Below are 22,416 nucleotides of genomic sequence, written 5' to 3'. Positions count from 1 at the left end.
GCGCTGGCCGCCGCCGCCGAGGCCGCCCATCGCACCGGTGGCGCGCTGTCCATCGACAGCCCCGACCGCATCCGCGTCTCCACCAACGGCGATGCGGTCCTGGCCTTCCCCGGCACCCTGGCCGGCGACGACAAGTCCAGCGACGTGCGCGGTCTGGGCGCCGTGCTGTACGCACTGCTGCTCGACCGCTGGCCGCTGTCCGCCGACGCCTCGACCACCAACACCGAGAAGCAGTCGGCCGACCCCGTCGGCGGGATGCGCCCGGCGCTGCCCGACGACGAGGGCAAGGGCCCGATCGAACCGCAGCGCGCCCGGCCCCAGGTGCCCTTCGAGATCTCCGCGGTGGCGGCGCGCGCCCTCGCCGGCAACCAGGGCATCCGCACGGCGGCCACCATCCAGCACGTGCTCGACCAGGCGACCGTCGTGGACCTGCCGACCACCGCGATCGCCCCGCTCGATTCCGACGGCAAGCCAATCGCCCCGGAGGGTGCCGCTGCTGCCGAGCAGGCCGTGCCCGAGGAGACGACGTCCTCGGGCGGCCGCAACCTGCCCCTGCTGATCGGCCTGGGCGTCGCGGCCTTCCTCGTCGTCGTCGCGCTGGTCATCGTGCTCGCCAAGTTCTTCGGCGGCTCGGCGCCCACCTCGGACATCGACGCCATCTTGACCACGAGCTCGGCCGCGCACGCCGACGAGCCCGGGGCGACGATCCCGCTGCAGACGGTCTCCGTCGTCGACTACTCCGACCAGCCGGCCGACCCGTCGACCAACGTGCAGAACGTGATCAGCGGCAAGACCCCGTCGTGGGCCACCGACCACTACCAGCAGTCGGCCGACTTCGGCGGCCTCAAGCCCGGCGTGGGTCTGATGTTCAACCTGGGCGGCACGCGGACCGTGCGCTCGGTGACCATCAAGACGCCCAACCCCGGGTACAAGGTCGAGCTGCGGACCGCGCAGGCCGGTGTCACCACCTTCGCCGCGACCAAGAAGGTCGCCGAGGCCACCGTCGACGAGGACACGACCACCATCAAGATCAGCGACGCCAAGGCGGCGCCGTTCATGCTGCTGTGGATCACCCGACTCGCGCCGTCGCAGCGGAACTACGGCCAGTACGAGGCGACCGTCGCGCAAGTCACGATGAAGAGCTGAGCCGCCGGCCTTCCACCGCTGTAATTCACCGTCTGTTGTGCGATGAGCCAAAACTCCTGCACAGCAAGGGTTTTCGGTGTTCGCTCGAGCCGCTGTCCTTTGGGATTGTTAATCACTTGTTCGACTTATCCCCAGGATTCTTGAATATGGACGGAATTTCTCCGACGGCTGGTTAGGCCTGCCTATTGTCTTGCCTATGAATCAGGGGGAACTGGAGAACCAGAGTGACGCCGAGCTCCTGCAGGCGCACGTCGACGGCCATCGCCACGCCTTCACCGTGCTGGTCCGAAGGCATCACGACCGCCTCGCCGCCGTCGCGTATCGGACGATGCACGACCCCCAGGACGTCCCGGACGCGCTCCAAGACGCCTGGGCCAAAGCGCACGAGATGGCGGCCCAGTTCCGCGCCGATTCACAGGTGTCGAGCTGGCTGCACCGGATCGTCGTGAACGCCTGCCTGGACCGGATGCGGCGCTCGCGCGTCCGCTCCTTCACACTGGTGCCCCAGCTCGACGCCCAGCTGCCCGACCCCGGGGACCACGCCCGCGACGTCGACCTGTCGCTGTCCATCGACCGCGCCCTGCGCCTGCTGCCCGAGGAACAGCGCCGGGCGATCCTGCTCGTCGACGTCGAGGGGTACACCGTCGCCGAGACCGCCGCCCTTCTCGGCGTGGCGACCGGGACGATCAAGAGCCGCTGTGCGCGCGGCCGCCTGCGGCTGTCGGTGATGCTCGCGAGCCTGCGCGCACCGGTCTGACCGATTCCGACCGATTTGTGCGCGCGCGAGAGCGCGATCAAGGCCATACGCTGGGGATCTAAGCCCCCCACCGGTGCGAACGGAACCACGCGGACCCGCCGTGCGTCGTAAAGTACGTACTGTCCCCGCGGGGACCCACCACCGCCAGAAAGCAGGCCGATGTCACACGTGAGCGAAGCGTTCCGGACTTTTCCGGAACCGCCTTTCGCGCCCGAGCTGATCGCCGATCTGCACGCGGGTGTGCTCGACGACGAGTTGGCCGCGCACGTCCGCACCCGTCTGCCGGAGGATCCCGCCGCGCGCGACACCCTCGCCGCCCTGGACGCGACGGTCGCCGCCCTCGCCGGCCGACCCGCGCCGGAGGTCGACGTCCCGCCGGAGGTGCGCGCGACGAGCGAGGCCACCCTGCACCGGCTGGAGACGGCCGACGTCCCCACCGAGCCCATCCCGGCACCGGTCCGCACGCCGACGCCGGGGCGCAAGTTCTCCGCCGCCTGGCTGGTGGCGGCGGCGGTCTTCGGGGTGTTCCTCGGCGGGGTCGCGATGGCCGTAATCATGGCCCCCGGCGGGCCCGCCGCCCCCGATGCCGGCGACCAGGTCGCCACCGGCGACGCCGCCTCGCTGGTCGCGGCCGCCCACGCCCCGCAGACCGAGCCGATGGACGCCAACCGGCTCGCCCGCTGCCTGACCGCCAACCGGCTCGGCGGCGCCGCGATCGTCGGTGCCGGCTACCTCGACTATCGGGGCCGCCCGGCGCAGGTGATCCTCACCCCCGCCGACAAGCCCGGCAAGTTCCACGCACTGGTCACCACGCGCGACTGCGACGCCGGCAAACCCGGCACCCTGGCCCGCGCCCTCGTCGGCGACTGACCGCGACCCGCCGATGCCCCCGACCGTCCCGCGGGAACATCGCGCCCTACGCTGGTGTTGTAGCCAACTGGACTTAGCAAGCAGACCCGAGGAATCGCAGTGAGCACCAGCACCGACGCGGACACCGTCCACGAACTGATCATCGTCGGCTCCGGCCCGGCCGGCTATACCGCCGCCATCTACGCGGCCCGCGCCGAGCTCGCGCCCCTGGTCTTCGAAGGCACCCAGTTCGGCGGCGCGCTGATGACGACCACCGAGGTGGAGAACTTCCCCGGTTTCCGCGAGGGCATCCAGGGGCCGGACCTGATGGACGAGATGCGCGAGCAGGCCCTGCGGTTCGGCGCCGACCTGCGCATGGAGGACGTCGACGCGATCCGGTTGACCGGTGACGTCAAGGAGGTCGAGGTCGGCGGCGAGGTCCACCGCGCCAAGGCCGTCGTCCTCGCCATGGGGGCGGCCGCCCGCTACCTGGGCCTCGATGACGAGCAGCGCCTCCTCGGCCGCGGCGTCTCGGCCTGCGCGACCTGTGACGGCTTCTTCTTCAAGGACCAGGACATCGCCGTCATCGGCGGCGGCGACTCGGCCATGGAAGAGGCGACCTTCCTCACCAAGTTCGCCCGCAAGGTCTACCTGATCCATCGTCGCGAGGAGTTTCGCGCGTCCAAGATCATGCTCGACCGCGCCCGCAACAACCCGAAGATCGAATTCGTCACCAACACGGCGATCGACGCCGTCCGCGGCGAGGACTCGGTCACCGGGCTGGTCCTGCGCGACACCCGGACCGGCGAGAAGCGCGACCTGGACGTGACCGGCATGTTCGTCGCCATCGGGCACGACCCGCGCAGCGCCCTCGTCAAGGGCCAGGTCGACCTCGACGACGAGGGCTACGTGCGCACGCAGGGCCGCAGCTCCTACACGTCGGTCGCCGGCGTCTTCGCCTGCGGCGACCTCGTCGACCACACCTACCGCCAGGCCATCACCGCCGCCGGAAGCGGCTGTAGCGCCGCCATCGACGCCGAACGGTGGCTCGCCGACCGTGCCGAAGAGCCGGCTGCCGCCCAGGCCGCCGTTTCCTGACCCCCCACCGTCCCCCTAAGGAGCCGAAAATGGGTGCCCACACCACCGATGTCACCGATGCCTCGTTCGCCAGCGACGTGCTGGGCTCGGCCAAGCCCGTCCTGGTCGACTTCTGGGCGACCTGGTGCGGCCCGTGCAAGATGGTCGCCCCGGTGCTCGAGGAGATCGCCCGCGACCACGGCGACAAGCTGACCGTGGCCAAGGTCGACGTCGACGCCAACCCGGGCGTCGCGCGCGACTACGAGATCATGTCGATCCCCACGATGAAGCTCTTCTCCGGCGGCGAGGTCGTCAAGACGATCGTCGGCGCCAAGGGCAAGGCCGCCCTGCTGCGCGAGCTGGAGTCCGTGCTGGGCTGAACGTCCTATTTGTGTTGCCGGAGAGCTTCCTGACACAATCGACGTCAGGTTTGCGGCTCGCCGCAACGGGGATCAAGGAGTACGGGCATGCCGAACATCAGGCTTGGTGATCAGGGTTCGGCGGTTGCCGAGATCCGCGCCATCCTGGTCGCGCAGAACCTCCTCCCGGACACCTCCGGCCCCGATGACATGCTCGCCACCGAAGGCGGCTGGGCGTCGCCGGAAGCCGTCTTCGACCCCGCGCTCGATCACGCGGTTCGGGCCTTCCAGCAGCACCGCGGCCTGTTGGCCGACGGCATCGTCGGACCGGCCACCTACCGCGCGCTGCTGGAGTCCTCGTATCACCTGGGTTCGCGCGTGCTGCTGTACCGCCTGTCCTCGCCGATGACCGGCGACGACGTGGCCGCCCTGCAGTCGCGCCTGCAGAACCTCGGCTACTACCCCAGCCTCGTCGACGGCGTGTTCGGCGAGGCCACGCACACCGCGCTGGGTCGCTACCAGGCCGAATACGGCCTCTCCTCCGACGGGATCTGCGGCCCGGCCACCCTGCGCTCCCTCGAGCGCCTCGGCAACCGGATCACCGGCGGCTCGCCGCACGCCATCCGCGAGGAGGAGCGCGTCCGCCGGTCGGGCCCGCAGCTCTCGGGCAAGCGCGTCCTGATCGACGCCGGCAGCGGCGGGAACCACCCGCTGTCCACCGGCGACGTCGCCGATCTCGAGGAGCGTGTCCTCGCCGACCTCGCGCAACGGCTCGAGGGCCGCATGGGCGCCGCCGGGATGGACACCTTCGTCTCGCACAGCGAGAGCTCCGCGCCGGACGACTCCGAGCGCGCCCGCACCGCCAACGCCGTCGACGCCGATCTGGTCATCGCGCTGCGCTGCGCGCACCACCCGACCGCCACGGCCAGCGGGGTGGCGAGCTTCTACTTCGGCAACAACCACGGTTCGTACTCGACGATCGGGCGCAACCTCGCGAGCTTCATCCAGCGCGAAATCGTCGCTCGCACAGGGCTTTACGACTGCCGGACCCATCCGCGCACCTGGCCGATCCTGCGCGAGACGCGCATGCCGACCGCCCTCATCGAGATCGGGTACATCACCAATCCGACCGACGCCTCCTGGCTCGACGACCCGGCCCACCGCGACACCGTCGCCGAAGCGATCCTCGTCGCCGTCAAGCGCGTCTATCTGTTGGGCGAGAACGACCGGCCCACCGGCACCTACACCTTCGCCGACCTCATCGCGGCCGAGCGCGCCATCTCCTAGATCCGACCGGACCGCTAGCCGCGGGCGGGCGCCATCTCCGCCGTCCCCGGCTCGGCGGTGATCTGCAGCGCCGCCTCCACCACGAGTCGCTCCAGCGCACCCTCGACGGCGGACTTCCAGCCCAACCCCTCGTCGAGCACCAGCCGGTACCGCGGGAACCGGTGATGCGGAGCCACGACCTCGAATCCGGAGTCCTCGAGGAACTGCGCGTCGATCATGCAGTCGGCGCAGATCTCGCCCGGCGCCTCACCGCGCAAGCCGAAGGCCTCCACGGCCCGGACGCCGCGCTGTACCAGATCGGCGACGACGGCGTCCAGCAGCATGGCGCGCGCCTCCTCGAATCCGGCGTCGGCGCGCAACGAGGTGAGCAGGACGGCGTCGGCGCTCACCGGCGAGGTGGGGAAGTGGGCGGCGCGGGGCACGCGCAGCGGCGGCGCGTAGAAGGCGGTGCCGACGACGGTGCGCGGCATGCGGTGCGACGCCGTGCCCGCGGGCATCACGTTGGGACCGGACTCGGCCAGCTGCGCGCAGGTGCCCCACTCGAGGAGCAGACCCGACGTCCACGCCTCTTTGTCGAACTCGCTGAGGCGGACCTCGGCGCTCGGATCGACTTCCCAGAAGACGCACGAGCGCACATGGGCCGGCAACCACTCAAAATTGTCGGTGTCCAACGCGCGGAGCCGGATTCCCACCCTCGGTCACCCGTTCTCACCGGAAAAGAGACGAAAGTTGTTGTGCCACAAGGTTATTGAGCTCAACTGTCGTCCTTTCCGGGCTATCCGTCACAGTGACGTTTCGGGCTGGTGTCCCTGGGTGCGGGAAATCAGCGCTTCGGGGCCTTGATTTCCTCGACAATACGTTCGAGGTCGTCGACGGAGCCGAATTCGATGACGATCTTGCCCTTGCGCTTGCCCAGGCTCACCATGACGCGGGTGTCGAGGCGATCGGAGAGCTGCTCGGCGACGTCCTGCAGTCCGGGCATGACCATCTGCTTGCGCTTGGCCGCCGGCGTCGACGGATCCGGTCCGTCTCCCCGATTGGCCAGCGTCACCGCCTCCTCGGTCGCGCGGACCGACAGGCCCTCGGCGACGATGCGCGCCGCGAGTGCCTCCTGTGCGTCGCTACCGGCCTCCAGGGAGAGGAGGGCGCGAGCATGGCCCGCGGACAGGACACCGGCCGCCACGCGACGCTGGACCGCAATCGGCAGCTTCAGCAGTCGGATCATGTTCGTGATGAGCGGGCGGGACCGGCCGATGCGGGCGGCCAGCTCCTCCTGCGTCACGTTGAACTCGTCGAGCAGCTGTTGGTAGGCCGCCGCCTCTTCCAATGGGTTCAACTGCGCCCGGTGGATGTTCTCCAGGAGGGCGTCGCGGAGCATGTCGCCGTCGGGCGTCTCGCGGACGATGGCCGGAATGACCTCCAGCCCCGCCTCCTGGCTCGCGCGCCAACGACGCTCGCCCATCACCAGTTGGTACTCGACCTCGCCCTGCGGCGACGGCAGGCGGCGCACGACGATCGGCTGCATGAGGCCGAACTCGCGGATCGAGTGGACCAGTTCGCCCAGCGCCTCCTCGTCGAAGACGGTGCGCGGCTGCTGCGGGTTGGGCTGGATCTGCGTAGGCCGCAGCTCGCGGTAGACCGCGCCGACGTCCCCGGAGATCGGGGCGGGGGAGTCGAGCACCCCGGTCGCCGACGACGGCGTCCCGGTGCCCAGCACGACGTCGGCCGCCGCGTCGCCCATCTTCTGGGTGCCCATCGAGCCGGCCGACGACGTCTCGCCCTCGGCCGGGCCGGTGGGGATCAGTGCCGCCAGGCCGCGGCCCAGGCCGCCCTTGCGCGGGTTCTCTTTGCTCATGGTCGTGTTCCTCCGTTACCGCGCGCCGCCGGCCGGGGCGGCCTGCATGGCCAGCTCCCGTGCCGCGTCCACGTAGCTCATGGCGCCCCGCGAACCGGGGTCGTAGTCGATGATCGTCATGCCGAAGCCGGGGGCCTCGGAGACCTTCACGCTGCGCGGCACGATCGTCTTGAGGACTTTCGAACCGAAGTGCCGGCGCACCTCCTCGGCGACCTGGTCGGCCAGCTTGGTCCGTCCGTCGTACATCGTGAGGAGCACGGTCGAGACGTGGAGTTCGGGGTTGAGATGGGCCTGCACGAGCTCGATGTTGCGCAGCAGCTGACCCACACCCTCGAGCGCGTAGTACTCGCACTGGATCGGGATGAGGACCTCGCGAGCGGCCACCATCGCATTGACCGTCAGCAGGCCGAGCGACGGCGGGCAGTCGATGAAGACGTAGTCGAAGCCGAACTGGGCGAGTGCCTCGCGACCGAGCGCGTTGCGCAAGCGGTTCTCGCGGGCCACGAGGGACACGAGCTCGATCTCCGCACCGGCCAGATCCAGCGTCGCCGGAACACAGTAGAGCCCCGCGTGGGCCGGGCTCTGCTTGATCGCCGACGCGAGGTCGGCCTGCCCGAGGAGGAGTTCGTAGACCGACGACAGGCCCGGCTGGCGGTGGTCGATGCCCAGCGCGGTGCTCGCGTTGCCCTGCGGGTCGAGGTCGACGACGAGGACCCGGAGTCCGTGGATGGCGAGCGCGGCGGCCAGGTTCACGGCCGTTGTCGTCTTGCCGACGCCGCCCTTCTGGTTCGCGACGGTCAGGATGCGCGGCTCTGCCGGGCGGGGGAGGGGAGGCGTGCCGCCCGGGGTCAGGATCTCGCTCGCCCGCGCAGCGGCGGCCGCGATCGGGGTGTCGACGAATGCCTCGGGCCCCCGCGGGCCCGACGTTTCACGTGAAACATTCGGTTGATTACTCGGCACTGTCGTCCATCCTTCGATCGTTCTTCACTACATATTCTGCGGGCTGTGTCTGACACAGACAACACCGGTGGTCGCGGGCTCCCCGACCGTCTACCGGCCGCCCTTGCGCTTGCCGCGCGATGCTGTCTTGCGACCCGTCACCACCGTCGTCGGCTCGGTCAACACCGCGTCTCCGGCGGTCCGGACGGCAAGGTCGGCGACCCCCGCCTTGGCACACGCGGCGCCGTGCTCGTCGATCTCCGCCTGCGCACGCGACCCCTTCATCGCCACGAGCCGTCCGTCCACTCGGATCAACGGCGCCGACCATCGGACCAATCGGTCGAGGGGGGCGACCGCTCGGGAGGTCACCGCGTCGGCGCCGCCGTATTCCTCGACGACTTCCTTCTCCTCGGCCCGACCGCGGACGACCGTGACGTTGACCAGCCCAAGATCGTCGACGACCTCCGACAGGAAGGTGGTGCGCCGGAGCAGTGGCTCCACCAACACCACCCGCAGATCCGGACGGGCGATCGCCACGGGGATACCGGGAAGGCCGGCGCCACTGCCGATGTCGACGACGCGCTCGCCCGCCTCGAACAGCTCGCCGACGACGGCGCAGTTGAGGATGTGGCGATCCCACAGACGGTCGGTCTCCCGGGGTCCGATGAGGCCGCGGGTGACGGCGGCGTCGGCGAGCCAGTCGTGGTAGCCCACGGCCAGCGACAGCCGGTCTCCGAAGACCAGGGAGGCCGCCTCAGGTACCGACACGCTCTTCCTCTCCGGTTGGCCCGCGCCCATGTTTCACGTGAAACATCGGCATTCGGGGATCGATGTTTCACGTGAAACATCGATACTTACATCGATGTGATTTCGTCCCCAGGAACCGAGAAAGGCCCCGGCGTGAGCCGGGACCTTCTCGTATGAACGTCGTCGCGCCTTAGCTTACGCGACGCGGTTTTCTCACGGCGTCTTGATCACCACGACGCGGCGCTTGGGCTCGGCGCCCTCGCTCTCGCTGACCACCCCGTCGACCGCGGCGACGGCGTCGTGCACGATCTTCCGCTCGAACGGGGTCATCGGATCCAGGGACTCCCGCTCGCCCGAATCGCGCACGCGCTCGGCCACCTCGGTGCCCAGGCTCGCCAGGCGCTCGCGGCGGTCGGCGCGCCAACGCGCGATGTCTAGCATGAGCCGGCTGCGGTCACCGGTCGACTGCTGGACGGCCAGGCGGGTCAGCTCCTGCAGCGCGTCGAGAACCTCGCCGCGTCGCCCCACGAGCTTGGACAAGTCCTTGCCGCCGTCGATGCTCACGACCGCGCGGTCGCCGTCCACGTCGAGGTCGATGTCGCCGTCGAAGTCCAGGACGTCGAGCAGCTGCTCGAGGTAGTCACCGGCGATCTCGCCCTCCTCGACCAACTGGTCTTCCTCGTCGAGGTCGTCACCGCCATCGGCGTCGGCCTCCACCGCATCGGCGTCAGCGGTCTCGGCAACCTCTTCGGCGGCGCTGTCCTCGGCGATCTCCGGGGCGATGTCTTCTTCGGGAACCTGCGCATCGGCAGTCATGACGTTCTCCTGTCGTCTCGTGCAAATAGGGCTGGGGGACCGCGCTCAGCGGTTCTTCTTCTTGCGGGCGGCCTGGCGGTTCTTCTTCGATCCCGCGGCCTTGCCCCGGGCCGCCGGTTGCCCGCCGGCCTTCTTGGCGCCACTCGCCTTGGTGGGCGTCGATGCGGAGTCCGTGGCGTCCTCGACGTCGGCCTCGCCATCGGCCTTCGCCTCGGCATCGGTGCGCTTGGTCCGGTCCGGACGGGCACCCGGCTTGGGGGCGTTCGCCTTGTTCTTCTCTTCCTTCGCCTGCTTCGCCTCTTCTTCTTCGCGCTCGATGCGGCCGAAGACGAGGTGTTGCTGACCGTAGGTCCAGACGTTGTTACTGACCCAGTAGAGCAGGATCGCGACGGGGAAGAACGGGCCGGAGACGAGGATGCCCAACGGGAACACGTACTGCGAGAGCATGTTCATGATCCGCGTCTGCTGGCTCTCCAGCGCGGCGGCGGTCTGTCGCTTCACCGAGGCGCGGGCGTTCAGGTAGGTCATCAGCGAGGCCACCAACATGATCGGGATGATCAGGGCGAGGATGGCGGTCTTCGTGAACGGGGTACCGGAGCCGACCACGGGGGAGTCCAGGAACGCATGCCACTGGGCAGTGTCGGGCTTCATCGTGATGAAGGCGCCCAGCGGGACACCGAAGAGGCGGGCCTGCAGGAAGTCCTGCACCTGTTCCGGGCTGAAGAAGTAGTTGCCGTGGGCAGCGTTGGTCGCGACGTCCATGGTCTTGACCCGACCGCCGAAGGGGATGCCCTCGGTGCGGTTGAAGGACCGCAGCACGTGGAACAGACCGATGAACACCGGGATCTGCATGAACATCGGGAGGCAGCCGAGCAGGGGATTGAAGCCGTGCTCGCGCTGCAGCTTCTGCATTTCCTCGGCCATCTTGACCTGATCCTTGCCGTACTTCTTGCGGATGGCTTGCATCTGCGGCTGGATCTCTTGCATCTTCTTCGTCGTCTGGATCTGCTTGACGAAGGGCTTGTACAAGATGGCGCGGAGGGTGAAGACCAGGGCCACCACCGAGAGCGCCCAGGCGATGCCGTGCCCGCTCGGGTTGTTCGGCGTCAGGTGGCTGAACACCCAGTGCCACAGCCACATGATCCCGGAGATCGGGTAATAGATGAAGTTCAGCACGTCGTTTTCATTCCCTCTTCAATGGAGTCCCGGCGGGGCGGGACGGGGTCGTAGCCGGGCTTGTGCCACGGGCCGCACTTGAGCAGTCGCACCGCCGACAGCCAACTCCCGTACAGGAAGCCGTGCTCGGTCAGCGCCTCGACGGCGTACCTGCTGCAGGTCGGTTCGAAGCGGCACGTCGGCAGCCGGGTAGGGGAGATCCACACTTGGTAGAAGCGGATCACCGCGATCAGCATCCGGCTCATGGCACCGCCCGGGTCAGTTGCTGCGCGAGCTCGTCGGACGAGCGGTCGGCGGCGGAAGGCCGCGCGCGCACGACGAAGTAGGACTGGCCGGCGTCGGCGGGCAGGACCGTCGAGCGGAAGGCCGCCCGGATCCGCCGCGCCACCCGATGACGGACGACGGAGTTCCCGACCTTCTTGCTCACGACCATCCCGAGCCACGGACCACCGGACAGGGCGACGTCGACGCGCGACGGATGGGGGTGCTCACAGGACACGGTCAGGCGGTGCACGTCGAGGTCACGCGTGCGGATCCGCACGCCCTGCTTCAGGGTGCGTTGAAAATCGGATCGCCGATGGATCCGGTGCGGGGAGATCATCGCCGAGCGAGCACCAGATCACTCCGGTGCGTGGTCGAACGAGACTCAGGCGCTCAGCTTCGCGCGGCCCTTGGAACGACGGCCGCTGATGATGGAACGGCCGGCGCGCGTGCGCATGCGCAGACGGAAGCCGTGCTTGCGAGCGCGACGACGGTTGTTCGGCTGGAAAGTCCGCTTGCCCTTGGCCATCGGAGTGACTCCTTCAAAGTCGGTGCCCACTTCCGCAGGCCGGTTCAAGTCTGGTTCCCCGCACGGTGCCGAGACATCTCGGATAGTCTTACCGCTCAGCGGCCCGACCGTAAATCCGTGCAACGGATATGACCTGTCGAGGGTACTGACTTCGGGCAGCACAATCAAACCGCCGACCTCGGCTTTTGTGCACACTTGTGTATAACTCTGTGGAAAACTTGGCGCGGCCGCCGCACCCGTGCGATGCTTGGAAACCTTGAGACGGCCAGCCAGGGGGAGCGATGACGGACACGGGAGACGGTTTTCCCGATGTGTGGATGACCATCGTCGACGAACTCAACGACGATTCCCGAGTTGATCCGCCGCTCACCCGGCAGCAGAAGGCGTGGATCTCATTGGTCCAGCCGCTCACCCTGACCGAGGGATTCGCCCTCCTGTCCGTTCCCAACCGCGCTGCCCAGGAACACATCGAGCGGGATCTGCGCGACGTCATCTGCAACGCCCTCTCCCGACAACTCGGCGCGTCAGTCGACCTCGGCGTGCGGGTGCAACCCCTCGTCGGCACCGACGATGTCGACGAGGAGCCGGAGGACGAGGACGGCGAGGACGACGGCTGGATCTCCCGACGGCTCGACGACTCCGGCAACAACGACGGTGATTGGGCGAAGTCCTTCAGCCCCGGCTCCGAATCGGCCGCCAACTCCTCGGGCAAGTTGAACCCGCGCTACACCTTCGACACCTTCGTCATCGGCGCCTCCAACCGCTTCGCCCACGCCTCGGCCGTGGCGGTCGCCGAAGCGCCGGCGCGCGCCTACAACCCGCTCTTCATCTGGGGGGAGTCCGGGCTCGGCAAGACCCACCTGTTGCACGCCGCCGGCCATTACGCCCTGCGCCTCTTCCCGGAGTTGCGCGTCAAGTACGTCTCCACCGAGGAATTCACCAACGACTTCATCAACTCGCTGCGCGATGACCGCCGGGTGCAATTCCAACGGCGTTACCGCGACGAGGTCGACATCCTCCTCGTCGACGACATCCAGTTCTTGATGGGTCGTGAGGGAACGCAGGAAGAGTTCTTCCACACGTTCAACACCCTGCACAACGCGGACAAGCAGATCATCATCTCCTCCGACCGCCCGCCACATCAGCTCGCGACGTTGGAGGACCGGCTGCGCACCCGGTTCGAGGGCGGACTCATCACCGACGTCCAGCCGCCGGATCTGGAGACGCGCGTCGCGATCCTCCGCAAGAAGGCGCAGATGGACAAGCTCGACGTCCCCGACGACGTCCTGGTCCTGATCGCCTCGCACATCGAGCGCAACATCCGTGAACTCGAGGGCGCGCTCATCCGCGTCACCGCCTTCGCATCGCTCACCAACGCCGAGTTGAACCGGTCGCTGGCCGAGGTCGTGTTGCGCAACCTCCTGCCCGAGTCCGGCGCCCAAGAGGTCAGCGCGCCCCGGATCATCGCGATCACCGCCGAATACTTCGACATCACCATCGACCAACTCACCGGCCGGTCCAAGGTCCGGGAGGTCGTCACCCCGCGGCAGATCGCGATGTACCTCTGCCGCGAGCTCACCGAGCTGTCGCTCCCGCGCATCGGCGAGGCCTTCAACCGCGACCACTCGACCGTCATGCACGCCGAGCGCAAGGTGAAGGAACAGCTCGCCGAGCGCCGCGACGTCTACGACCACGTCCAGGAACTCACCGCCCGCATCCGCCGCGGGCCCGCCAGCTGACAACCCTCAACCGTCTCCGGAGGGTTCGCCGCCGCGTCCACGTCTGCGCCGTCGAGCGAATCTCACGACCTTCAACCCTGTGGATGTCCTTTGGAAAAGTGGACGTCAGGTGTGTACAGCCGCTGGACAACAGATGAACAACTTGTGGGCCCTCCACAGCCGCTCGAGTAGCCCGCACACTTACCCACAGTTCATCCACAACAGGATTTGAGGCTCTACCAGGCCTTTTGGCGGTTACCCACAGTTTCCACCGTGCCTACTAATACTTCTAATCCCTTTAAAGAGTTCTCTTCTAAAAGTCGGCATGTGCACAAGCCGCGTCACCGGCCCTCGCCGCCGCTCTCATCGGGGAGATCTTTTGTGACCCGAGCCGCCATCACGGTCGCCGACGCTTTACAGTGACCACCATGAAGTTTCGTGTTTCGCGTGACGAGTTCGCGGAGTCGGTGGCGTGGGTCGCCCGCAGCCTCCCGCCCCGCCCTCCGGTGCCCGTCCTGGGTTGCGTGGTCCTCACGGCCGGCGATGACGGATTGACCGTCTCCGGCTTCGACTACGAGGTCTCGGCCCAGGAGTCGATCGCCGCCGAGGTCGCCGAGCCGGGTCGCGTCCTGGTCTCCGGTCGACTCCTGGCCGACATCACCAAGGCACTGCCGGCGAAGCCGGTCGACGTCGGACTCGACGGTGCCCGCGTCGCGATCAGCTGTGGCAGCGCGAAATTCTCCCTCCCGACCATGCCCGTCGAGGACTACCCGGAGATGCCGACCATCCCCGCGACCACCGGCACCATCCCGTCCTCGATCTTCGCCGAGGCCATCTCCCAGGTCGCCGTGGCAGCCGGCCGCGACGACACCCTGCCCATGCTCACCGGCGTGCGCATCGAGATCGACGGCAAGACCGTCGTCCTCGCGGCCACCGACCGGTTCCGCCTCGCCGTCCGTGAACTCGAATGGCAGCCGCAGGACGCCTCGGCCAGCGGTGCCGTCCTCGTTCCCGCCAAGACCCTCGCCGACGCCGCGAAGACCGCCGGCGGCGAAGCCGAAACCGACATCACCCTGGCATTCGGCTCCGGCACCGCCATCGGTGAGGACGGCATCTTCGGCATCCTGGGTGGCGGCAAGCAGACGACCACCCGGTTGCTCGACGCCGAGTTCCCGAAGTTCCGCCAGCTGCTGCCGGCCAGTCACACTGCTGTCGCCACGATCGAGAGCGCTCCGCTACTCGATGCGATCAAGCGCGTTGCCCTCGTCGCCGATCGTGGGGCCCAGGTCCGGATGGAGTTCTCGCCGGGCACCGTTCTCCTCACCGCCGGCGGCGATGAGGCCGGCAAGGCCGAGGAAGAACTGCCGGTCCTGTTCCAGGGCGAACCCCTCACCATCGCCTTCAACCCGGGTTACCTCCAGGACGGGTTGAACGCGATCGGCGTGCCGACCGTCGACTTCGGATTCACGACGCCGAGCCGCCCGGCGGTCCTGCGACCGTCCACCGGAGACGAGCCCGTCGCCGACGACAGCGGGGCCTTCCTCGCGCCCGACTCGGTGTTCAGCTACCTGCTGATGCCGGTCCGCCTGCCCGGTTGATCGGTGTTCGTCCGCCAGCTGTCGTTGCGGGACTTCCGGTCGTGGCCGGAACTCGACCTCGAGCTGAAGGCCGAGCCGACGATCTTGGTGGGCCGCAACGGCTTCGGTAAGACCAACGTCCTCGAGGCGCTCTACTATCTGACGAATCTGCGCTCGCATCGGGTGAGTGCCGATGCCGCGCTCGTCGGCGCGGGTGCCGACAGTGCCAGGATCGGGGCGACCGTCCACAACGAGGGCCGCGAGTTGGCGGTGGAGATCACCGTCATGCCCAGCGGTGCCAACAAGGTCGCGCTGAACTCCAACCCGGTCCGACGGCACCGCGAGATCGTCGGGGTGCTCCGCTCGGTGATGTTCGCCCCGGAGGATCTGTTGCTCATCCGCGGCGAACCTGCCGACCGACGCCGATTCGTCGACGAGCTCGTCGTCGGAATCGGTCCTGCCGCCGTCGCCGCCAAAGCGGACTACGACCGCGTCCTGCGACAACGCGCCGCCCTCCTCAAGACCGCGGGATCGGCGATGCGCCGCGGAGGTGCCGATGCCGAGTCGGTGATCTCGACACTCGACGTCTGGGACTCCCAACTCGCCGCGCTCGGCGCACAGGTGACCGCGCACCGCATCACCGTCGTCAACGCCGCGGCCCCCCACTTCGCGACGGCTTACGCATCAATCGCGCCGCACTCACGACCCGCCGCCATCGGCTACCGCAGCGCCGTCGGAGGGGAGGTGGTCGACTCGGGCGGCGACCCGCGTCCGGTCGAGGAGATCGAACAGATTCTGCTCGACGCGCTCGCGCAGGCCCGTAGCAAAGAGATCGATCGGGGCGTCTGCCTTGTCGGTCCCCATCGCGACGACCTCGAGATCCGACTCGGCGACCAGCCGGCGAAGGGATACGCGAGTCACGGGGAATCCTGGTCTCTCGCGCTCGCCCTTCGGCTCGCGACCGTCGAGCTGGCCCGTGCCGACGGCGTGGAGCCGGTCATCATGCTCGACGACGTCTTCGCCGAACTCGACGCCCGTCGTCGCGAACACCTGGCGGCGTTCACCACCGACGCCGAGCAGCTACTCATCACCGCGGCCGTGCCGGAAGACCTGCCGTCGGGGATCTCCGGTCGTCGACTCTCGGTCGAGATGCGCGAGGAACCCGTCGGGGAGTCCGTGGTCCGGCGGTCGCTTGTCAGTGCCGACGATAAAATGGACGGCGATGGACGAGGCGAATAATCCAGCGGTCGGGGATGCGGCGGCTGACGACGGGCTCAGCGGATACGAGCTCGCGAAGAAGGCCCTCCAGGATGCGCGGGCCAAATCGCCGAAGCGGCGGTCACCCCTCGGCAAACCGTCACTTGACGAAACTCCCCGCAACAAGTCCCGCCGCCGTTGGTCGGGCTCGGGACCCGATCATCGCGATCCCCAGTCACTCGGTTCACTCGTCGGCCGCCTGTCCCAGGCGCCCGGGTGGCAGCCGAAGGTCGGTGCCGCGACCGTCATCAACACGTGGGACTCGATCGTCGGGCAGGACCTGGCCGCCCATGCCAAGCCGACGCGGCTGGACGACACGATCCTGTACGTCTCCGCCGAGTCCACCGCCTGGGCGACACAGTTGCGGTACGTCCAGGGCCAGATCATCGCGAAGATCGCCGCGGCCGTCGGCGACGGCGTCGTGACGCAGCTGAGGATCACCGGACCGCAGGCACCGTCGTGGCGCAAGGGCCCGCGGCACGTGCCCGGCCGGGGGCCGCGCGACACCTACGGGTAGCGCCGCGGAGGCTAGGCCGCGACAACCGCGGAACGCCGCAGTTTCGGAAATTTCCACAATCGGGCCACAAGAATGTCGAAAAAATCGATCTGCGGGCCATCTGGCGGCCTGCCATCCCCGTTCTAGTGTGGCTGACCCAGTACGATGGTCACAGTGCCCGAACCGGGGCTGGCGCGGGCTGAGACGCCCACGAGACGGAATTTCAGGCGACGACCTGTAGAGGGAGCGGTGCAAGCGCGTGGCGGAGAAGAAGAAGCCGAAGAAGAACGCCGACGAATACGGTGCTGATTCGATCAGCATCCTCGAAGGTCTCGAGGCGGTCCGCAAGCGGCCGGGCATGTACATCGGATCGACCGGTGAGCGCGGCCTGCACCACCTCATCTGGGAGGTCGTCGACAACTCGGTCGACGAGGCCATGGCCGGATACGCCACCCGCGTCGACGTCACGCTGACCGCCGACGGCGGCGTCGAGGTCGTCGACGACGGCCGCGGCATGCCGGTCTCCATGCACGCGACCGGCGTCCCTGCCGTCGAGGTCATCATGACCCAGCTGCACGCCGGCGGAAAGTTCGACTCCGACGCTTACGCGGTGTCGGGCGGTCTGCACGGCGTCGGCATCTCGGTGGTCAACGCGCTGTCCACCCGCGTCGAGCTGGAGATCCAGCGCGACGGCTACCACTGGACCCAGGAGTACAAGCGGGCCGAGCCGGGCAAGCTCAACAAGGGCGACAAGTCGTCCAAGACCGGTACGACGGTCCGCTTCTGGCCTGATGACGGCATCTTCGAGACCACGACCTTCAGCGCGGAGACCATCGCGCGGCGCCTGCAGGAGATGGCCTTCCTCAACAAGGGCCTGACCATCACGCTCACCGACAACCGGATCTCCGAGGACGAGGCCATCGCCGAGGCCGACATGGACGGCGACGGCACCGAGCAGGCCGAGTCGATCAAGTCCGAGGAGGAGAAGAAGGAGCAGGTCGCCAAGGTGCGCACCCGCACCTACCACTACCCCGACGGCCTGGTCGACTACATCAAGCACCTGAACCGCACCAAGACGCCGATCCACTCGTCGGTCATCGGCTTCTCCGGCAAGGGCGAGGGCCACGAGGTCGAGATCGCCATGCAGTGGAACAGCGGCTACGCCGAGTCGGTCCACACCTTCGCCAACACCATCAACACCCACGAGGGCGGCACCCACGAAGAGGGCTTCCGCGCGGCGTTGACGTCGACGGTCAACAAGTACGCGACCGACAAGAAGCTCATCAAGGAGAAGGACGGCAAGCTCACCGGCGACGACATCCGCGAGGGTCTCGCGGCGGTCATCTCGGTGAAGGTCGCCGACCCCCAGTTCGAGGGCCAGACGAAGACGAAACTGGGAAACACCGAGGTCAAGAGCTTTGTGCAGAAGACCTGCAACGAGCACCTGGCCCACTGGTTCGAGGCAAACCCGGCCGAGGCGAAGACCATCGTCCGCAAGGCCGTCGACTCCGCGCAGGCCCGCATCGCCGCCCGCAAGGCGCGCGAGCTGGTGCGGCGCAAGACCGCGACAGACATCGGCGGCCTGCCCGGCAAGCTCGCCGACTGCCGCAGCAACGACCCGACCAAGTGCGAGGTCTACATCGTCGAGGGCGACTCGGCCGGCGGCAGTGCCAAGTCCGGCCGCGACTCGATGTACCAGGCGATCCTGCCCATCCGCGGCAAGATCATCAACGTCGAGAAGGCCCGCATCGACCGCGTCCTGAAGAACGCCGAGGTCCAGTCGATCATCACCGCCTTCGGCACCGGCATCCACGACGAGTTCGACATCGCCAAGCTGCGGTACCACAAGATCGTGCTGATGGCCGACGCCGACGTCGACGGCCAGCACATCGCGACGCTGCTGTTGACGCTGCTGTTCCGGTTCATGCGACCGCTCATCGAGCAGGGCCACGTGTACCTGGCGCAGCCGCCGCTGTACAAGCTCAAGTGGCAGAAGGGCGCCGAGCCGGAGTACGCGTACACCGACCGTGACCGCGACCGGCTGCTCGAAGAGGGCCGTTCGGCGGGCAAGAAGATCAACACCGACGACGGCATCCAGCGCTACAAGGGCCTCGGCGAGATGAACGCCAGCGAGCTGTGGGAGACGACGATGGATCCGTCGATCCGCGTCCTCAAGCAGGTGACGCTCGACGACGCCGCCGCGGCCGACGAGCTGTTCTCGATCCTGATGGGCGAGGACGTGGCCGCGCGTCGCGGCTTCATCGCCCGCAACGCCAAGGACGTGCGGTTCCTCGATGTCTAGGCCGACATGACGCGAACCTTCTTGTCCCACAACAACTTTGGTGACGCCTACGGGTCGTCGCCGGTAGTGAAGAGGAACCGATGACCGACACCACGTTGCCGCCCACCGACGGAGACGGCCACGACCGCATCCTTCCTGTCGACATCCAGCAGGAGATGCAGAACAGCTACATCGACTACGCGATGAGCGTGATCGTCGGTCGTGCGCTGCCGGAGGTCCGCGATGGCCTCAAGCCGGTGCACCGCCGCCTGCTGTACGCGACCAACGACGCCGGCTACCGGCCCGACCGCCCGTATGTGAAGTCGGCCAAGCCGGTCGCCGAGACGATGGGCAACTACCACCCGCACGGCGACACCGCGATCTACGACGCCCTCGTCCGCCTCGCCCAGCCGTGGTCGATGCGCTACCCGCTGATCGACGGCCAGGGCAACTTCGGCTCCCGCGGCAACGACGGCCCGGCCGCCATGCGCTACACCGAGGCCCGGCTGACGCCGCTGGCCATGGAGATGCTGCGCGACATCGACGAGGAGACCGTCGACTTCGTCCCCAACTACGACGGCAAGACCGAAGAGCCGACGGTGCTGCCGGCGCGCATCCCGAACCTGCTGATCAACGGCTCGGGCGGCATCGCGGTCGGCATGGCGACGAACATCCCGCCGCACAACCTGAACGAGGTCGCCGACGCGGTCTTCTGGGCGCTGGCGAACCCCGATGCCGACGACGAGACCATGCTCGCCGCCTGCATGGACGCGGTGAAGGGACCGGACTTCCCCACCGCCGGCCTCATCGTCGGCGGCCAGGGCATCCGCGACGCGTACACGACCGGCCGCGGCTCCATCCGCATGCGCGGCGTCGTGGACATCGAGGAGAACAGCAAGGGCGTCACCACCCTGGTGATCACCGAGCTGCCGTACCAGGTCAACCCCGACAACCTCATCCAGTCGATCGCCGAGCAGGTCAACGAGGGCAAGCTCAAGGGCATCAGCCGCATCGAGGACCAGTCCTCGGACCGCGTCGGCATGCGCATCGTCGTGACGCTGCGCCGCGACGGTGTCGCGAAGGTCGTGCTGAACAACCTCTACAAGCACAGCCAGCTGCAGACCAGCTTCGGCGCCAACATGCTGTCCATCGTCGACGGGGTGCCGCGCACCCTGCGCCTGGACCAGATGATCCGGCTCTACGTCGCCCACCAGATCGACGTGATCGTGCGCCGCACCCGCTACCGGTTGCGCAAGGCCGAGGAGCGCGCCCACATCCTGCGCGGCCTGGTCAAGGCGCTCGACGCGCTCGACGAGGTCATCGCGCTGATCCGCGCGTCGGCCAACACCGAGGAGGCGCGCAACGGGCTGATGGACCTGCTCGACATCGACGAGATCCAGGCCGACGCCATCCTCGCGATGCAGCTGCGCCGCCTGTCGGCGCTCGAGCGGCAGAAGATCATCGACGAGCTCGCCGAGATCGAGCGGATCATCGCCGACCTCAAGGACATCCTGGACAAGCCCGAGCGCCAGCGCGCCATCGTGCGCGACGAGCTGCAGGAGATCGTCGACAAGTACGGCGACGAGCGCCGCACGAAGATCATCGCCGCCGAGGGCGACGTGGCCGACGAGGACCTCATCGCCCGCGAGGACGTCGTCGTCACCATCACCGAGACCGGCTACGCCAAGCGCACCAAGACCGACCTGTACCGCAGCCAGCGCCGCGGCGGGAAGGGCGTGCAGGGCGCCGGCCTCAAGCAGGACGACATCGTCGCGCACTTCTTCGTCTGCTCGACCCACGACTGGATCCTGTTCTTCACGACGAAGGGTCGCGTGTACCGGGCGAAGGCCTACGAGCTACCCGAGGCGGCGCGCACCGCGCGCGGCCAGCACGTCGCGAACCTGCTGGCCTTCCAGCCGGAGGAGCGGATCGCGCAGGTCATCCAGATCAAGTCCTACCAGGACGCCCCGTACCTGGTCCTGGCGACGCGGGGCGGTCTGGTGAAGAAGTCCAAGCTCGAGGACTTCGACTCCAACCGGTCCGGCGGCATCGCCGCGATCAACCTGCGCGGCGAGGACGAGCTGGTCGCGGCCCGTCTGTGCAGCTCCGAGGACGACCTGCTGTTGGTCTCGGCGCACGGCCAGTCGATCCGCTTCAGCGCCACCGACGAGGCGCTGCGGCCGATGGGCCGACAGACCTCCGGCGTGCAGGGCATGCGGTTCAACGAGGGCGACACGCTGCTGTCGATGGTCGTCGTCGACGAGGAGGACTACCTGCTGTGTGCGACGTCGGGCGGCTACGCCAAGCGGACCCGCATGGCCGAGTACCCGGTGCAGGGTCGCGGCGGCAAGGGCGTGCTGACCATCCAGCACGACCGCAAGCGCGGCGAACTCATCGGTGCGCTGCGCGTCAACGACGACAGTGAGCTCTACGCGATCACCTCGACCGGCGGTGTCATCCGGACGCTGTCCAAGCAGGTCCGACGCGCCGGGCGCCAGACGAAGGGAGTTCGTCTGATGAACCTCGATGAAGGCACTACGCTGTTGGCGATCGCCCGAAACGCCGATGAGCCCGACGAGGACTCGACGGACTAGATAGGAAACCCCACACGTGAGCACTGAAGATCGCGACCAGAAGTCCGGCGAGGCGGCGGCTGAGCAGTCGGCCGGGGACAAGGCGAAGGCCGAGGCGCTCGCCGCCGCGGGCAAGGCCGCCGACGTGGCCAAGGCCGCGGAGGAGAAGGTCGCCGACGCGGCCAAGGCGGCCGAGGGCAAGGTCGCCGACGTCGCGAAGGCGGCGAAGGACAAGATCGCCGGTGCGGTGAAGGGGTCCGACGAGAAGCCCGCCGCGGAGGACAAGCCGGGTGTGAAGCCGCCGTGGCAGCGCGGTGACGAGCTCGCCCCGGACACCGGCAAGCCGGCCGAGCAGCCGGTCGCGAAGGCCGCTCCCGCCAAGGCGGCTCCGGCGAAGGCGGCTCCGGCCAAGAAGCAGGCTCCCGCGAAGGCCGCCGAACCGGCCAAGCGCAAGAAGCCGTTGATCACCGGTACCGCCGCACCCAAGCTCGACGAGCCGGCGGACAAGCCGGCCGCGGGCGGCAAGGAGCGGTTCGTCGAATCGCCGACCCGCGACATCGGCCGCTCGGCGGTCCGCGCCCGCGACCTGCCGGACCTCGACGAGATCCACGCCGCCCCGGCGGTCACCGCCCACGGCGGCGGCAAGCTCGGGCAGCGGTCCGCCCCGACGCATGTCGGCGCCTCCGGCACGGGTGCCCGCGCGTTGCGCGCGTCGG

The 22,416-nt window shown here is 68.3% G+C and carries 20 protein-coding genes and 2 pseudogenes; 13 read left to right on the top strand and 9 right to left on the bottom strand.

Annotated elements, in window-relative coordinates:
• From QM634_RS15645 to QM634_RS15620, 6 genes and pseudogenes are all read left to right on the top strand, one after another.
• Nucleotides 1–1,146, top strand: a pseudogene (locus QM634_RS15645) (virulence factor MviN); the annotation flags it as partial.
• 196 nt (nt 1,147–1,342) lie between these two features.
• A complete protein-coding gene (gene sigM / locus QM634_RS15640) occupies nt 1,343–1,903 on the top strand; it encodes an RNA polymerase sigma factor SigM (RefSeq protein WP_415043697.1) in 561 nt (186 codons plus the stop codon).
• Nucleotides 1,904–2,071: 168 nt separating this feature from the next.
• Nucleotides 2,072–2,773 carry a hypothetical protein gene (locus QM634_RS15635; RefSeq protein ID WP_415043696.1) on the top strand — a complete coding sequence of 234 codons (702 nt, stop codon included), beginning with the start codon at nt 2,072–2,074 and terminating at the stop codon, nt 2,771–2,773.
• Nucleotides 2,774–2,872: 99 nt separating this feature from the next.
• Nucleotides 2,873–3,850, top strand: a complete 978-nt coding sequence (gene trxB / locus QM634_RS15630) for a thioredoxin-disulfide reductase (RefSeq protein ID WP_415043695.1) — start codon at nt 2,873–2,875, stop codon at nt 3,848–3,850.
• A gap of 29 nt (nt 3,851–3,879) precedes the next feature.
• The gene (trxA, locus tag QM634_RS15625) at nt 3,880–4,209 is read left to right on the top strand and encodes a thioredoxin (protein ID WP_415043694.1); all 330 of its coding nucleotides are present in this window, start codon (nt 3,880–3,882) and stop codon (nt 4,207–4,209) included.
• Between the two features lie 87 nt (nt 4,210–4,296).
• A complete protein-coding gene (locus tag QM634_RS15620; RefSeq protein ID WP_415043693.1) occupies nt 4,297–5,475 on the top strand; it encodes an N-acetylmuramoyl-L-alanine amidase in 1,179 nt (392 codons plus the stop codon).
• 14 nt (nt 5,476–5,489) lie between these two features.
• Here QM634_RS15620 and QM634_RS15615 read toward each other — a convergent pair whose 3' ends face one another.
• The 9 genes from QM634_RS15615 to rpmH form a co-directional block, all read right to left on the bottom strand.
• Nucleotides 5,490–6,167 carry a hypothetical protein gene (locus QM634_RS15615; protein WP_415043692.1) on the bottom strand — a complete coding sequence of 226 codons (678 nt, stop codon included), beginning with the start codon at nt 6,165–6,167 and terminating at the stop codon, nt 5,490–5,492.
• A gap of 131 nt (nt 6,168–6,298) precedes the next feature.
• The gene (locus QM634_RS15610; protein WP_415043691.1) at nt 6,299–7,330 is read right to left on the bottom strand and encodes a ParB/RepB/Spo0J family partition protein; all 1,032 of its coding nucleotides are present in this window, start codon (nt 7,328–7,330) and stop codon (nt 6,299–6,301) included.
• A gap of 15 nt (nt 7,331–7,345) precedes the next feature.
• Entirely contained in the window at nt 7,346–8,290 is a 945-nt protein-coding gene (locus QM634_RS15605) for a ParA family protein (protein ID WP_415043690.1), read from the bottom strand.
• A 90-nt stretch (nt 8,291–8,380) separates the two neighbouring features.
• The gene (gene rsmG, locus QM634_RS15600; protein WP_415043689.1) at nt 8,381–9,067 is read right to left on the bottom strand and encodes a 16S rRNA (guanine(527)-N(7))-methyltransferase RsmG; all 687 of its coding nucleotides are present in this window, start codon (nt 9,065–9,067) and stop codon (nt 8,381–8,383) included.
• 162 nt (nt 9,068–9,229) lie between these two features.
• The gene (locus QM634_RS15595; protein WP_415043688.1) at nt 9,230–9,832 is read right to left on the bottom strand and encodes a protein jag; all 603 of its coding nucleotides are present in this window, start codon (nt 9,830–9,832) and stop codon (nt 9,230–9,232) included.
• Nucleotides 9,833–9,877: 45 nt separating this feature from the next.
• The gene (yidC, locus tag QM634_RS15590) at nt 9,878–11,008 is read right to left on the bottom strand and encodes a membrane protein insertase YidC (protein WP_415043687.1); all 1,131 of its coding nucleotides are present in this window, start codon (nt 11,006–11,008) and stop codon (nt 9,878–9,880) included.
• Nucleotides 11,002–11,253, bottom strand: coding sequence for a membrane protein insertion efficiency factor YidD (gene yidD, locus QM634_RS15585; protein ID WP_415043686.1), 252 nt, complete (start codon nt 11,251–11,253; stop codon nt 11,002–11,004). Before yidD ends, yidC begins: the two co-directional genes overlap by 7 nt.
• Nucleotides 11,250–11,609 carry a ribonuclease P protein component gene (gene rnpA, locus QM634_RS15580; protein ID WP_415043685.1) on the bottom strand — a complete coding sequence of 120 codons (360 nt, stop codon included), beginning with the start codon at nt 11,607–11,609 and terminating at the stop codon, nt 11,250–11,252. The genes yidD and rnpA overlap by 4 nt, the downstream gene beginning before the upstream one ends.
• A gap of 45 nt (nt 11,610–11,654) precedes the next feature.
• Nucleotides 11,655–11,798: a 50S ribosomal protein L34 gene (gene rpmH, locus QM634_RS15575; RefSeq protein ID WP_007323803.1), complete on the bottom strand. Its 144-nt coding sequence runs from the start codon at nt 11,796–11,798 to the stop codon at nt 11,655–11,657.
• 281 nt (nt 11,799–12,079) lie between these two features.
• Between rpmH and dnaA the strand changes: the two genes are divergently transcribed.
• The 7 genes and pseudogenes from dnaA to QM634_RS15540 all read left to right on the top strand — a co-directional run.
• A complete protein-coding gene (gene dnaA, locus QM634_RS15570; protein ID WP_415043684.1) occupies nt 12,080–13,537 on the top strand; it encodes a chromosomal replication initiator protein DnaA in 1,458 nt (485 codons plus the stop codon).
• A 407-nt stretch (nt 13,538–13,944) separates the two neighbouring features.
• Entirely contained in the window at nt 13,945–15,114 is a 1,170-nt protein-coding gene (dnaN, locus tag QM634_RS15565; protein ID WP_415043683.1) for a DNA polymerase III subunit beta, read from the top strand.
• 3 nt (nt 15,115–15,117) lie between these two features.
• A complete protein-coding gene (gene recF, locus QM634_RS15560; RefSeq protein ID WP_415043682.1) occupies nt 15,118–16,332 on the top strand; it encodes a DNA replication/repair protein RecF in 1,215 nt (404 codons plus the stop codon).
• Nucleotides 16,316–16,867, top strand: coding sequence for a DciA family protein (locus QM634_RS15555; RefSeq protein ID WP_415043681.1), 552 nt, complete (start codon nt 16,316–16,318; stop codon nt 16,865–16,867). The genes recF and QM634_RS15555 overlap by 17 nt, the downstream gene beginning before the upstream one ends.
• A 238-nt stretch (nt 16,868–17,105) precedes the next feature.
• Nucleotides 17,106–19,148, top strand: coding sequence for a DNA topoisomerase (ATP-hydrolyzing) subunit B (gene gyrB / locus QM634_RS15550; protein ID WP_415043680.1), 2,043 nt, complete (start codon nt 17,106–17,108; stop codon nt 19,146–19,148).
• Between the two features lie 80 nt (nt 19,149–19,228).
• A complete protein-coding gene (gene gyrA, locus QM634_RS15545; protein ID WP_415043679.1) occupies nt 19,229–21,721 on the top strand; it encodes a DNA gyrase subunit A in 2,493 nt (830 codons plus the stop codon).
• Between the two features lie 16 nt (nt 21,722–21,737).
• Nucleotides 21,738–22,416, top strand: a pseudogene (locus QM634_RS15540) (hypothetical protein); the annotation flags it as partial.

The organism is Gordonia sp. (in: high G+C Gram-positive bacteria), from assembly GCF_047606305.1.
Taxonomy (GTDB): domain Bacteria; phylum Actinomycetota; class Actinomycetes; order Mycobacteriales; family Mycobacteriaceae; genus Gordonia.
Note: the sequence above shows the minus strand (reverse complement) of the source record. Positions and strands in the feature narration are given on the sequence as shown.

Bases quoted from the DNA above. Each gene is read 5' to 3' on its own strand.
- sigM (WP_415043697.1), top strand. From the start codon at position 1,343: ATGAATCAGGGGGAACTGGAGAACCAGAGTGACGCCGAGCTCCTGCAG.
- trxA (WP_415043694.1), top strand. From the start codon at position 3,880: ATGGGTGCCCACACCACCGATGTCACCGATGCCTCGTTCGCCAGCGAC.
- QM634_RS15620 (WP_415043693.1), top strand. From the start codon at position 4,297: ATGCCGAACATCAGGCTTGGTGATCAGGGTTCGGCGGTTGCCGAGATC.
- QM634_RS15610 (WP_415043691.1), bottom strand. From the start codon at position 7,330: ATGAGCAAAGAGAACCCGCGCAAGGGCGGCCTGGGCCGCGGCCTGGCG.
- rsmG (WP_415043689.1), bottom strand. From the start codon at position 9,067: ATGGGCGCGGGCCAACCGGAGAGGAAGAGCGTGTCGGTACCTGAGGCG.
- QM634_RS15595 (WP_415043688.1), bottom strand. From the start codon at position 9,832: ATGACTGCCGATGCGCAGGTTCCCGAAGAAGACATCGCCCCGGAGATC.
- yidD (WP_415043686.1), bottom strand. From the start codon at position 11,253: ATGAGCCGGATGCTGATCGCGGTGATCCGCTTCTACCAAGTGTGGATC.
- rnpA (WP_415043685.1), bottom strand. From the start codon at position 11,609: ATGATCTCCCCGCACCGGATCCATCGGCGATCCGATTTTCAACGCACC.
- rpmH (WP_007323803.1), bottom strand. From the start codon at position 11,798: ATGGCCAAGGGCAAGCGGACTTTCCAGCCGAACAACCGTCGTCGCGCT.
- dnaA (WP_415043684.1), top strand. From the start codon at position 12,080: ATGACGGACACGGGAGACGGTTTTCCCGATGTGTGGATGACCATCGTC.
- dnaN (WP_415043683.1), top strand. From the start codon at position 13,945: ATGAAGTTTCGTGTTTCGCGTGACGAGTTCGCGGAGTCGGTGGCGTGG.
- QM634_RS15555 (WP_415043681.1), top strand. From the start codon at position 16,316: ATGGACGAGGCGAATAATCCAGCGGTCGGGGATGCGGCGGCTGACGAC.
- gyrA (WP_415043679.1), top strand. From the start codon at position 19,229: ATGACCGACACCACGTTGCCGCCCACCGACGGAGACGGCCACGACCGC.